At 66.5% G+C, this 12,262-nt stretch carries 14 protein-coding genes; 8 read left to right on the top strand and 6 right to left on the bottom strand.

Annotated elements, in window-relative coordinates:
- Positions 1–114: 114 nt before the first annotated feature.
- Positions 115–363, bottom strand: a complete 249-nt coding sequence (locus AC13GA_RS11990; protein ID WP_006399378.1) for a hypothetical protein — start codon at positions 361–363, stop codon at positions 115–117.
- Between the two features lie 182 nt (positions 364–545).
- Here AC13GA_RS11990 and AC13GA_RS11985 point away from each other — a divergent pair, with 182 nt between their 5' ends.
- The 3 genes from AC13GA_RS11985 (at position 546) to AC13GA_RS11975 (ending at position 2,871) form a co-directional block, all read left to right on the top strand.
- Positions 546–1,040, top strand: a complete 495-nt coding sequence (locus AC13GA_RS11985) for a lipocalin family protein (RefSeq protein ID WP_136639270.1) — start codon at positions 546–548, stop codon at positions 1,038–1,040.
- 13 nt (positions 1,041–1,053) lie between these two features.
- Positions 1,054–2,262, top strand: coding sequence for an NAD(P)/FAD-dependent oxidoreductase (locus AC13GA_RS11980; protein ID WP_482998221.1), 1,209 nt, complete (start codon positions 1,054–1,056; stop codon positions 2,260–2,262).
- A gap of 126 nt (positions 2,263–2,388) precedes the next feature.
- Positions 2,389–2,871, top strand: coding sequence for a hypothetical protein (locus AC13GA_RS11975; protein WP_006399397.1), 483 nt, complete (start codon positions 2,389–2,391; stop codon positions 2,869–2,871).
- Between the two features lie 151 nt (positions 2,872–3,022).
- On the opposite strand, the gene AC13GA_RS11970 is transcribed toward AC13GA_RS11975, so the two are convergent.
- The gene (locus tag AC13GA_RS11970; RefSeq protein WP_049451153.1) at positions 3,023–3,457 is read right to left on the bottom strand and encodes a PepSY domain-containing protein; all 435 of its coding nucleotides are present in this window, start codon (positions 3,455–3,457) and stop codon (positions 3,023–3,025) included.
- Between the two features lie 151 nt (positions 3,458–3,608).
- Between AC13GA_RS11970 and AC13GA_RS11965 the strand changes: the two genes are divergently transcribed.
- Genes AC13GA_RS11965 through AC13GA_RS11955 form a run of 3 tightly spaced genes read left to right on the top strand, consistent with a single transcriptional unit; the run spans position 3,609 to position 5,874 of the window.
- Complete coding sequence (locus tag AC13GA_RS11965) at positions 3,609–3,899, top strand: PepSY domain-containing protein (protein ID WP_046984201.1); 291 nt, start codon at positions 3,609–3,611, stop codon at positions 3,897–3,899.
- A complete protein-coding gene (locus AC13GA_RS11960; RefSeq protein ID WP_482998220.1) occupies positions 3,899–4,558 on the top strand; it encodes a response regulator transcription factor in 660 nt (219 codons plus the stop codon). Before AC13GA_RS11965 ends, AC13GA_RS11960 begins: the two co-directional genes overlap by 1 nt.
- A complete protein-coding gene (locus AC13GA_RS11955; protein ID WP_482998219.1) occupies positions 4,555–5,874 on the top strand; it encodes a sensor histidine kinase in 1,320 nt (439 codons plus the stop codon). The genes AC13GA_RS11960 and AC13GA_RS11955 overlap by 4 nt, the downstream gene beginning before the upstream one ends.
- Before the next feature lie 124 nt (positions 5,875–5,998).
- Here AC13GA_RS11955 and AC13GA_RS11950 read toward each other — a convergent pair whose 3' ends face one another.
- Both AC13GA_RS11950 and speA read right to left on the bottom strand, forming a co-directional pair.
- Positions 5,999–6,319, bottom strand: coding sequence for a DUF6122 family protein (locus AC13GA_RS11950; RefSeq protein ID WP_006474656.1), 321 nt, complete (start codon positions 6,317–6,319; stop codon positions 5,999–6,001).
- A 43-nt stretch (positions 6,320–6,362) separates the two neighbouring features.
- Positions 6,363–8,252, bottom strand: coding sequence for an arginine decarboxylase (speA, locus tag AC13GA_RS11945; RefSeq protein ID WP_046984198.1), 1,890 nt, complete (start codon positions 8,250–8,252; stop codon positions 6,363–6,365).
- Between the two features lie 191 nt (positions 8,253–8,443).
- Here speA and speE point away from each other — a divergent pair, with 191 nt between their 5' ends.
- Entirely contained in the window at positions 8,444–9,298 is an 855-nt protein-coding gene (gene speE, locus AC13GA_RS11940; protein WP_136639275.1) for a polyamine aminopropyltransferase, read from the top strand.
- 123 nt (positions 9,299–9,421) lie between these two features.
- Here the strand turns inward: speE and AC13GA_RS11935 are convergent, their stop codons facing one another.
- Positions 9,422–10,327 (bottom strand): aspartyl/asparaginyl beta-hydroxylase domain-containing protein, encoded by a 906-nt coding sequence (locus tag AC13GA_RS11935; protein ID WP_167796846.1) that lies wholly within the window; start codon positions 10,325–10,327, stop codon positions 9,422–9,424.
- A 437-nt stretch (positions 10,328–10,764) separates the two neighbouring features.
- On the opposite strand from AC13GA_RS11935, the gene AC13GA_RS11930 reads away from it, so the two are divergent.
- Positions 10,765–11,424, top strand: coding sequence for an RIO1 family regulatory kinase/ATPase domain-containing protein (locus tag AC13GA_RS11930; RefSeq protein WP_482998218.1), 660 nt, complete (start codon positions 10,765–10,767; stop codon positions 11,422–11,424).
- Between the two features lie 353 nt (positions 11,425–11,777).
- Here AC13GA_RS11930 and AC13GA_RS11925 read toward each other — a convergent pair whose 3' ends face one another.
- Positions 11,778–12,116, bottom strand: coding sequence for a P-II family nitrogen regulator (locus tag AC13GA_RS11925; RefSeq protein ID WP_005411374.1), 339 nt, complete (start codon positions 12,114–12,116; stop codon positions 11,778–11,780).
- Positions 12,117–12,262 lie beyond the last annotated feature (146 nt).

Below are 12,262 nucleotides of genomic sequence, written 5' to 3'. Positions count from 1 at the left end.
TCGCAGGAAAGAAGACAAGCCAGCCACACCGGTTCGCGCGGACCACCGCGCCTGCGCGCGACTATACGGCAGAGCCGGTAAAGGGCGGATGGGCGGCCCCGGCAGCGTCGAGCATCAGTACTTCAGGCGCAGCTCTTCCACCGTGGGCTGCTGCAGCGCGTACCAGTCCTGGAACTCTTCCTCGGTGATCTCATCGGGCGCATACACCGCCACCGGGTGCCAGTCGTGGTCGGTCGGCAGCGGCTGGCGCGGGCCGGCACGCAGGCTGTAGGCCACGCCTTCGTAGTCCACCAGGTCATCGACCTGCGGCCACTGTTCGCGTGCGAACGCGGATTCACTCTTCAACAGGATCACCTGGTACATCGGCACCTCCACCTCGTCTGGATCAGGAAAACACGGCGCTGGCTGCAGGATACCGCCGCGCCGGTGACAACGGGCGCTCCGTCGGGGCGACGGAACGTTCTGGACACGGCCATCGCCCCGGCTTCACCCGCCCATGGCAAGGCCATCGGCATCGTGGAGGCCCACCCCTGCAACGACCGCCAATGACCGATCACCCGCCGCTGAAGACCGTTGCCGACCTCAAGCTGCCGCGCTACCTGGGCACCTGGTACGAGATCGCGCGCCTGCCTATGCGCCATGAACCGGAGGGCTGCACCGACGTGTCGGCGCACTACACGCTGCTCGACAACGGCAACGTCGGCGTCACCAACCGCTGCCGTATGGACGGCGAGGTCGAGGAAGCCACCGGCGAGGCCTGTGCCGTCGACAACGACAGCGCGCGGCTGGAGGTGAGCTTCCTGCCCAAGGGCCTGCGCTGGTTGCCGTTCGCCAAGGGCGACTACTGGGTGATCCAGGTTGCTCCGGACTACAGCGTGGCGCTGGTCGGCAGCCCGGACCGCAAATACCTGTGGCTGCTGGCGCGCGAGCCACGCCTGGACGCGACCGTGCAGGACCATTATCTGGCGGCGGCCCGCCTGCAGGGCTTCGATCTGTCCGAACTGATCCAGACCCCGCACACCGGCCGCCCCACCGCCTGAGCAACGCACGACCATGGATCTCAAGAGTGGCTACCCGTGGTGGGCGGTACGCAACGGCCTGATCCACGCCTTTCCCCCGCTGCAGCAGGACCTGCGCTGCGACGTGCTGGTGGTCGGCGGCGGCATCACCGGCGCGCTGATTGCCGACGAACTGTCCCGGCATGGCCACGACGTGGCGGTGATCGAGCAGCGCGACATCGGCTGGGGCAGTACCGCCGCCAGCACAGCGCTGCTGCAGTACGAGATAGATACCCATCTGCTGGAACTGGCCCAAAGCTATGGCCAGGACGCCGCCGCGCTGGCCTACCGGGCCTGTGCCGAGGCGATTCCGGCGCTTGGCGAGGTCGCTCGCGGTCTGAAAGACGTTGATTTCCAGCGCATGGACAGCCTGTACCTGGCCAGCCGCCACCGTGACGTCCCCACCCTGATGGCCGAGGGTGAGGCCCGGCGCAGCATTGGCCTGGATGCCCGCTGGCTCGGCCCGGAGGCACTGCAGGAACGCTTCGACGTGGACGCCGGTGGTGCCCTGCTCACACGCCAGGCGGCACGGGTCGATCCGTATCGGCTGACCTATGCGCTGCTGCAACGCGTGCGCCGGCGCGGCGGCAATGTGCATGACCGTACGGTGCTGCACACGCTCACGACCAGCGCGCGGGGAGTGACCGCACTCATCGAGGGCGGCGCCACGATCCACGCCCGCCATGTCGTGCTGGCGATGGGCTACGCCAACCAGACGTGGCTGCAGCAGCGCGTCGCACGCAACCGCAGCAGCTACGCCTTCATCACCGATCCGATCGATGCAGACGTGCTGGGCCGGCTGCGGAACACGATGGTGTGGGAGAGTGCACGTCCCTACCTGTACCTGCGCGCCACCGGCGATCGCCGCCTGCTGGTGGGCGGCCTGGACGACGCCATCGACATTCCCGCCCGCCGTGATCGGCGCGTAGAGCGCAAGGCCGACAAGCTGATGAAACAGCTGCTGCATTGGTTCCCACGGCTGGACCCGGTGCCGGCGTTTTCCTGGGCCGGCACCTTCGCCGAAACGGCGGACGGCCTGCCGTTCTTCGGCCCGCACGATCAATGGGGGCCACGGGTGCACTTCGCCATGGCCTACGGCGGCAACGGCATCACCTATTCGATGATCGGCGCGCAGCTGCTGCGGGCCCGGATCGAGCGGCGCAAGCACCCGCTGCAGGGGCTGTTCGGGTTCGGGCGGTTGTAGCGCGCAACCAGGCATGGCCTGGCTCTACCCCAATCCGGCGCCGACAGGCATCATTCAAGCAGCCCCTGCTAGCGTCGGCCTGTACCGCCGCGTGTTGCGTGGCCACCTGTCCGCTGGAGCGCCGTCATGATCCGCCCCCTGACCCTGCTGCTGTGCCTGGCCCTGCCGGGAACCGTGCTGGCCCAGTCCGCTGCTGGCGCGACCGCGCCGCAGGCGACCGGGCTGGATCTGTCGCTGCCGCAGGCACCGATGCGTTATCTGAACGATGCGAGCCTGAAGCAGGACCCGCCGGGCACGTTCTACGGCGACAAGAGCGGCCCGCGCGTGCACGACGACGCGAAGATCGCCGACGTGACCGACGACAAGGTCAAGGTGTCGGGCAGTTTCACCACCGGCATCGGTTATTCCAAGAACGGCGGCAACAGCCACTACAACGCCGCCACCCTGAACCTCAGCAAGAACTACACCACCGATGAAGGCAAGACCCATGGGGTCAACGTCAACATCCACGTGAGCGAAGGCAAGGGCCCAGGCTTCTACGGCCCGTACGGCGGCTACTACGGCCGCGGCCCGGGCTATTGGGATTACCCGCCGCCGTTTGGCTGGTAAGCCCCGCTTCGGGCCTGGGCCGACCAAGGTCGGCCACTACCGGTGCACGTGTCCGGTAGGTGTCGACCTTGCATGTGCCGGTGGGTGTCCACCTTGGTCGACACGCTCTGCTTTCCGTGCCGACCAAGGTCGGCACCTACCGGCACGCGAATCAATCCAGCCAGCCATCGCGCTCGCTGTGCAGGATGCGGCCGTCATAACCGCTCAGGCGCACTTCCACCTTCTGGTTGCGGGCATTGCGCGCTTCCAGCGACCACGTCGCACCATCGCGTTCCAGCGAATGGATCTCGCGCAGGCCATGCGCCTGTGCCCGTGCCAGCACCTGCTCGGTGGTCAACAGTGCGCGGCTGCTGTGCTCATCGAAGATCTCGCCGGTCTTGGGGTCAACGTAGACCTCGCTGAAGCGACCGTCGGCGCGGCTCACGTCGGCTTCCCACAGGCCGTCATCGCGTTCGATCTCGTGGATCTGGGTGTAGCCGGCCTTGCGCAGGGTCTGTTCGACCTGGGCCATGCCCAGCGGCGCGGCCTGTACAGCCGGTGCGATGGCCAGCAGCGCAACAGTGGCGAGGGTGAGCGACTTCAACATGGGGGTTCTCCTGTTCGTGTTCGTGACCGGACCATCCCGGCAACGCCACGATGCACCCCGTGGTTAACAACGTCTTAGCCGCCCCTGTTAGCCAACGGTTAGTCACCCCCGGCACACTCACGCCTGTTCCTACAGCTCTCACTGCACCCCGATGCTCTCCACCCTGCCCCTGCTGCTGGCCCTGGCCAGCGCCCCGACCGCCGCCGCGCCTGCACAGGACCCGGCGCAGCAGGTCGCGCGCCGCGCCGTGCAGCAGGGCCGTTACGTGCCATTGGAAAGCGTGGTGCGCGATGCCCTCAAGCGCTACCCGGGCCAGCTGCTGGAAGTGGAGCTGGACGATGGCGTCTACGAAGTGGAGATCCTGCGCGGCGACGGCGTGGTGGTGGAGCTGGACTATGATGCGCGCAGCGGAAAGCTGCTGAAGACGGAGCTGGACGACTGATGCGCATCCTGTTGGCCGAAGACGATGCTGCGCTGGCACAGCGCCTGCTGCCCCTGCTGGAACAGGCCGGCTACGTGGTGCACGTGGTTGCCGACGGGCGCGAGGCCGAGGAAATCGGCCAGATCGAAGACCTGCAGGCCGCCATCGTCGACCTCGGCCTGCCCGGGCTGGACGGATTGAGCGTGATCGAGCGCTGGCGCGGCAATGGCCGCAGCTTTCCGGTGCTGGTGCTGACCGCGCGCGGGCGCTGGCACGACAAGCTGGCCGGCTTCGATGCCGGCGCCGACGACTACCTGACCAAACCGTTCCAGGCCGACGAACTGGTGCTGCGCTTGCGCGCACTGATCCGCCGCAGCCATGGCCATGCCAGCCCGCGCCTGCACTGCGGCCCGCTGCAACTGGACGTCAATGCAGGCCGCTTCGAACTGGATGGGCAGGCGCTGTCGCTGAGCCCGCAGGAGTTCCGCCTGCTCAGTTACTTCATCCACCACAGCGGCCAGGTGATCGGCCGTGATCGCCTGGGTGAACAGGTGTTCGAGGGCGGCTTGGATCCCGACTCCAACGCGCTGGACGTCCTGCTCGGGCGGGTCCGCCGCAAGCTCGGCATCGATCTGATCCAGACCGTGCGCGGCCAGGGCTGGCGGCTGGCCGCGCCATGACGCGGCAGCCATCGCTGCGACGGCGCCTGCTGCTGGCCGGCGGCGTCGGCCTGCTGCTGGTCTCGCTGCTGGCCAGTTCACTGCTGGGCGAACTGTTCAAGCGCAGCGCGCGTGACCGGCTCGACCACGAACTGCAGCAGGACATGCTGACCCTGCTGGCACAGGCCGAAGTGGATCCGGAAGGACAGCTGCGCCTGCGCCAGGAACCGAACGACGCGCGCTTCCAGCGGGTGTTTTCCGGTGCGTACTGGCAGATCGCCGGTGCCGATGGCCGTGTGCTGCTGCAGTCGCGCTCGCTGTGGGATGAAACCCTGCCGGCCACGACCAGCGGGCCGGCCACGCGCAATCTGAGCGGGCCGCTGCAGCAATCCCTGCGCGCACGTGTGCAGCAGGTGCGGTTGCCGCGCGCCAGCGAGCCGTTCGTGGTCGTGGTCGCCACCGACCGCAGTGCGCTGGATGCGGATGTGGCCGCATTCCGTCAGCGCACGGCCATCGCCCTGGCCGTGCTGGTAGCCGCGTGGCTGGCGGTGCTGGCCAGCCAGGTGCACTTTGGATTGCGCCCGCTGCATCGCCTCGGTGCGCAGCTGGAACGGGTGCGTCGCGGCGACGCGCAGCGCATCGATACACAGGGGCTGGGTGCGGAGGTCGCACCGCTGGGCGAAGAACTCAACGCGCTGTTGGAGCACCAGCAGCGCATGGTGGCGCGCGCGCGTACCAGCGCACAGGATCTGGCGCATGCGCTGAAAACCCCGCTGAGCGTGCTGGCCACCGAGGCCGATGGCGACGGCGCGGACTGGCGCGCCACCGTGCGCGAGCAAAGCGCACGCATGCAGGCCAGTGTTGACCGTTACCTGGCTGCCGGGCTGGCCGCCGACCATCGCCAGCGCACCGACGTGGCCGCTGTCGCGCAAGCACTGTGCAGGCTGATGGCACGCGTGCATGGCGAACGCGGCATTGCGTTCACGGCGGAAGGCATCGATCCGGCGCTGCAGTTCGCCGGTGCCAGTGCCGATCTGGAAGAAATGCTGGGCAACCTGCTGGATAACGCCGGGCGGTGGGCGCAACAGCAGGTGGACGTCACCGCAGACAGCAGTGACGGGCAGCTACGCATCGAAGTACGTGATGACGGCCCGGGCCTGGCCGCGGAGTCACTGTCACAGGTCACGCAGCGTGGCGTGCGGCTGGATGAGCGCGAGGGCAGCAGTGGGCTGGGCCTGGCGATTGTGGGGGATATCGCCGCCAGTTATGGCGGGCGCTTGGCGCTGGAGAACGCGCAGCCCGGCCTGTGTGCAACGTTGTGGTTGCCGGTGGGGTGAAGCGGCCAACCTGACGGCCGGCTCTACCAAGCGTCAATTCGACTGGTCGCCGTGCACCCGGTAGGTGTCGACCTTGGTCGACACGCATCAAAAGCGCCGACCAAGGTCGGCATCCACCCATGCATCAACGGTGATGCATCCACCAGCAGTCAATCGCGTCCAGCACGATGTGGATCATCAATCCGATGCCGAACAATCGCGTTTTCTTCGGCACGCACAGCCCGGCATAGACCGCGATCGCCGGTGCGGTATGCAGCGGGTGGAAACCGATGCTGCAGCGGTTCGGTGCATAGATCGGGTCGGCCAGCAGGTGGTCCAGATCGATGATCCAGCCCAGCAGCATCAGCAACCACGCCGAGGCGAAGCGCTTGCGCCAGAACAGCCATGCCAGCAACGCTGGCACGGCGGCATGCAGGAACAGGTGGAAGATCGCGCGGGCGCTCATCAGGGCCGGTAGCGCCGGGCCATGCCCGGCGTTCCCGTCTACCTCAGACCAGCGGTTCGTCGGACAGGTAGGTGTAGCCGGTCAGGCCGGCTTCCAGCGCTTCGGACAGCTCCTGCGCGCGCTCCGGCGACAGGTCGGCCGAAGCCACGCGTTCGGCATAGGCCGCACGCAGGTCATCCAGCTTGTAGCCCACGTAGTCCAGCATCACGTCGGTGGTATCGCCGCGGCGCTGCTGGGTGATGGCGTAGCCATCGGCATCGGCCAGCACTTCCACCGCGTCGGTATCCCCGAACAGGTTGTGGATGTCGCCCAGGATCTCCTGGTAGGCGCCGACCATGAAGAAGCCGATGCGGTAGCTCTCGCCATGCTTCATTGCGTGCAGCGGCAGCGAGCTGTCCAGGCTTTCGTTCTCGACATAGGTCTTGACCATGCCATCGGAATCGCAGGTCATGTCGGCGATGATGCCGCGACGGTCCGGCGTCTCGTTCAGGCGCTCGATCGGCACGATCGGAAACACCTGGTCGATCGCCCACGCATCGGGAATCGATTCGAACACGCTGAAGTTGACGAAGTACTTGTCGACCAGGCGCTCGTTCAGTTCGTCCAGCGCCGGGCGATGGCTCTTTTCGTCATAGCTCAGGCGCGCACGCACACCGTGGGCAATGGCGTAGAACAGATCGTCGATGCGCGCACGCTGCGGCAGGTCGATCTGGCCCAGCGCGTAGCTGGACAGGCCCTCGGCATGGAAATGCTGCGCTTCCTGGAACAGTTCCACCGCCGGGCGCACGTCCAGTTCCTCGTGGATCTCGCGCAGGTGGCGGATCGAAGCCGGCTCGTCGTCGTGCTGGTCCGGCACGCGGCCTTCCTGCGCCTGTTCCACTTCAGACACGTTGGCGATCAGCACCGCATGGTGCGCGGTCATCGCGCGGCCGCACTCGGTGACGATGCGCGGCGGGGTCAGGCCATGTTCTTCGCAGGCATTGGCCAGCGGCTGCACGATGTTGCTGGCATACGAATGCAGCCCGTAGTTGATCGAGCAGAAGCTGCGCGAACGGGTGCCTTCGTAATCCACGCCCAGGCCGCCGCCGACGTCCACATGGGTGATCTTCGCGCCCAGCTGTGACAGTTCGACGAAGTAGCGGGTGGCTTCGCGCATCCCGTTGGCGATGTCGCGCACGTTGGAGATCTGCGAGCCCATATGGAAGTGCAGCAGGCTCAGGCAGTCGGCGTACTCGGTATCGCGCAGCGACTTCCACAGGTCCAGCAGCTGGCGCGGCGACAGGCCGAACTTGGCCTTGTCGCCACCGCTGTTCTGCCACTTGCCAGCGCCCAGCGAGGCCAGGCGCATGCGCACGCCCAGGCCCGGCTTCACATCCAGCGCCTTGGATTCTTCCAGCACCAGCTTCAGCTCGGACGGCTTCTCGATAACGATGAAGGTCTGCAGGCCCAGCTTGCGGCCGATCAGGGCCAGACGGATGTACTCGCGGTCCTTGTAGCCGTTGCAGACGATCAGGCCGCCCGGGCGCGACAGCGCCAGCACCGCCATCAGTTCCGGCTTGCTGCCCGCTTCCAGGCCAAAGCCCTCACCGTGATGGCTGGCCAGGGTGCCGGCCACACCGCGGTGCTGGTTCACCTTGATCGGATAGACGGCGGTGTAGCCACCGGCGTAATCCCAATCGGCGCGGGCCTGGGTGAAGGCCGCCTGCAGCTTGCCCAGGCGCTGGCCCAGGATGTCCGGGAAGCGCACCAGCAGCGGCAGCTTGGCACCGGCCGCACGGGCCGCGTCCACCACCTTGGGCAGCGACACCACCGGGCCGTCTGCCCCGGTCGGTCTCACTACCATGTGCCCGGCCTGATCCACGTCGAAGTAACCGTCCGCCCAATGCGGGATCGAGTAGGTCTTGCGGGCTTGGTCGAGGGACCAATCGGTCATTGCAGTCGGCCTTGTTGGCAATAAAAGGGGGGGCATGATAACGCCTATATGCCCACAGGTTCGTTATCATGCGCGCCCGCGCCCGTGGCAGGTTCCAACCTGAACGGGCCGATCCGTCCGGATGTGGCATCTGTGCCACGCGGCCCCGCCCGCCAGCCCGGCTTCACCCCTCCGAACAGGACTGTTTTCCAATGACTGACAGCAACAACTGGTACATCGAACACTTCGAGCGCACGGGCTCGGCCATCGGCTACCGCATCACCGGCAAGCTGGACGAGGTGCAGTCGCCGTTCCAGAAGATCGAGATCTTCCAGACCACTGACTGGGGCAACCTGATGACCATCGACGGGGCCATCATGCTGACCAGCAAGGACAACTTCTTCTACCACGAGATGATCAGCCATCCGGTGCTGTTCACCCATGCCGCACCCAAGCGCGTGGTGATCATCGGCGGCGGCGACTGCGGCACCCTGCGCGAAGTGCTCAAGCACAAGGGCGTGGAGAGCGTGACCCAGTGCGACATCGATGAGCAGGTGACGGTGATGGCGCGCAAGCACTTCCCGGAACTGTGCGATTCCAACGACGACCCGCGCGCCGAGCTGATGTTCGACGACGGCGTGGCCTACATGGCCAACTGCCCGGCCGGCAGCGTGGACGTGGTGATCGTCGATTCGACCGATCCGGTCGGCCCGGGTGAAGGCCTGTTCAACAAGGCGTTCTATGAGAGCTGCTTCAAGGCCCTGAAGGACGACGGCATCCTGGTGCAGCAGTCCGAGTCGCCGCTGATGCAGCTGGAACTGATCAACGAAATGCGCACCGAGATGGGCAAGGCCGGCTTCGGCTCGTTCAAGACCCTGCCGTTCCCGCAGCCGTGCTACCCCACCGGCTGGTGGAGCGTGACCCTGGCGCGCAAGGGCGAAAGCAGCTTCGACTTCCGCCAGGCCGACTCGGCCGCCAAGACCTTCGAGACCCTGTACTACACCGCCGCGCTGCACACCGGCGTGCTGGTGACCCCGCCGTTCGTGCAGGCCGCACTGAAGGGCTGATCGGAAAGCGTGCCAACCAAGGTTGGCACCCACCCATGCAAAAGAAAAACCCGCGCTGTCACCAGCGCGGGTTTTTTCATGTCCCGGTAGTGCCGGCCGCTGGCCGGCAACCTCATGTAACGATCAGAGCGCCCAGATACCGGCAATCACCGCCACCACCAAGCCCCACTTGATGACCTGGTAAGCCACCACGCTGCGCTCGCGCAGTGCCTTGGCCTTCAGGCGCACCTTGTAGACGCTGCCAAAGGCCTTGTTGACGCCACCGGTCGGGTCACCCGGCAGGTTCGGTGAGGCGCCGCCGGCCAACAGCGTGGCCGCGACCGCGCGGTTGAACAGGCCCGGCAGGCCGAAGTGCAGCGGGCGGGCGATGTCACAGAACAGGATCACGCGATCATCGGGCGTCTCGTTATGCGCATGGTGGATGTAGGTCTCATCGAACATCATCCACTCGCCATCGCGCCAGCTCTTCTTGATGCCGTCCACTTCGATGTAGCAGCCGTCGTTGTTCGGCGTGGCCAAGCCCAGGTGCAGGCGCAGCGAACCGGCGAACGGATCGCGGTGCGGGCGCAGTTCACTGCCCGACGGCAGCTGCGCGAACATCGCCGCGCGCACGTCCGGCAGCGACTCCAGCAGCGCCGTGGTCTTCGGGCACATTGCCTTCGCCGACGGGTGCGACGGGCCATACCACTTCAGGTAGAAGCGCTTCCAACCACGGCGGAAGAACGAATTGAAGCCGGCGTCGTTGAACGTGCTGGACGCGGCGATCGCCTGCGCATCGCGCAGCGCCAGCGCCTCGTCGCGGATCATCTGCCAGTTCTGGCGCAGCGGCTCCAGCTGCGGGAATTCCTTGGCCGGGTCCAGGAACGGCGTGGTCGGCACCTTCGAGAACATGTACATGACCACGTTGATCGGGGCCATGAAACTGGAGTGGTCCAGCAGCTGGCGCGACCAGCGCGCGCGCACCTTGCCACGGAAGTGGATGTACAGCACGCAGGCGACGAACAGCGCTGCGATGACGATTTTGATGATCAAAGCACTTTCCTCCAGCCGCAGCCGGAACGGGAATCAGGGCGATGCACGGCCGGACGGCCAGCACCGGAGGGGACCGCGGCAGGGGACGGGGACGTGCCGGAGAGGGGCGGCCGCCGATGTCGCGAATTAACAGCTTATGGTCGGCAGGCCGTGCGTCGGGGTCAAGCCAGGCGTGCATGGCGTGCAGCGGAACGCGAATGAATGGACGTCAGGAAGGCACAACTACCTGATCTGAAAGGCCCACGCCAACAAGTGAGACGTAATTGTCCGATTCGGCGTGACGAACTGTTCCAGCCACGACCCCGACATTTCTCCGACAAATCGTGGAATAGCGAACTGGCGAGTACTAAAATTAACAAAACATTAGTACTTCCCCTGCACTACCGGTTCGCTTGACGCTCAGCGCCGCCCACCGGGTCGCCCGAGACCCTGATATGTACCTCCCTGTTACTCCCCCCTCCTCCTGCGGCGATGACGCCGCAACGCCGCTGCTGCTCAAGCGCGGCGAACGTTTCCTCGCCCCCGATGTCTACCGCACCTGCCTGGACGGGCGCGAGGCGGTCATCAAGGACTACTCCCGTTATCGCGGCACCCCGCTGTCGCCCGTCGCCCGGCTGATGGTGCGTCGCGAGGCGCGCATGCTGCAGCGCCTGGGCGGCTGGAAGCACGCCCCGGCCCTGCTCGGCACCCTCGGTGGCCTGGCGCTGGGCATGGAATTCATTCCCGGCCAGACCCTCAGCACCGCGCAGGCGGTGGGCAATGACGTGTTCGAGCAGCTGCAGCACGCGCTCAGCCGCCTGCATGCCGCCGGCATCACCCACAACGACCTGCACGGCACCAATGTGGTGGTGAGCGGCGGCGTGCCGGTGCTGCTGGACTTCACCTCGGCCTGGCGCGCCCCGCGCTGGCTGCGCCGCAACCCGCTGAGCCGGCAGATGCGCCGCAGCGACATGAAGAACCTGCTGAAGATCCGCCAGCGCGTGACCGGCCAGGCCCCGAGCGCCGCGCAGGCCGCACTGGTGGCCGACCCGGGCTGGGTGGCTGCGGTGCGGCAGGGCTGGAAGCGGTTCTACAAGTGGGCGAAGCGCCGGTAAGCGCTTCGCCTCTGGGAATGCGACCGATTGCCCGATGGGGCTGGGTGCCCCACTGGGCTGGATATCCCGACTGGGCTGGATACCCCGGCTGGGCTGGATACCCGACTGGGCTGGATACCCCGGCTGGGCTGGATACACCGACCGGGCTGGATATCCCGGCTGGGCTGGATACCCCGGCTGGGCTGGATACCCGACTGGGCTGGATACCCCGGCTGGGTAGAGTCGACTGTTAGTCGACTGCTCTTCTTTCCGACGACGTAAAACCCCGCGCTTCGCGCGCAAGTCGACTAACAGTCGACTCTACCTCGTCGCGTCCCGGCATCACTGTCGGGTGCCGGCAGCCCGCGGCGCGCTTACAACGCGTCCGCGTCCAACTCACCGGTACGGATACGCACCACGCTGCCCAGGTCGTACACAAACACCTTGCCGTCGCCAATCTTGCCGGTGCCGGCCGCCTTCACGATGGCCTCGACCACCGCTTCCACCTGGTCATCGGTCACCGCCACTTCCAGCTTCACCTTCGGCAGGAAATCGACCACATACTCCGCGCCACGGTACAGCTCTGTATGGCCCTTCTGGCGACCAAAGCCCTTCACTTCCGTCACCGTGATCCCGGTGACCCCACGCTCGGCCAGCGCTTCGCGCACGTCGTCGAGCTTGAACGGCTTGATCACCGCCATGACCATCTTCATCGTCTATCTCCTGTCTTCCGGCGTGGAGGATAGCGCCTGAACGCGGCCCGTGCGAAGTCGCTGCCGCCTGTTCGCAGCCATGGGGCCAGCAGTATCCTTATGCCTGAACGCCCTGCCCGCGCAGGATGCACGGGCCCGCCCTCACG

The sequence above is a fragment of the Stenotrophomonas sp. 22DLJC03 genome, from assembly GCF_056861405.1.
Note: the sequence above shows the minus strand (reverse complement) of the source record. Positions and strands in the feature narration are given on the sequence as shown.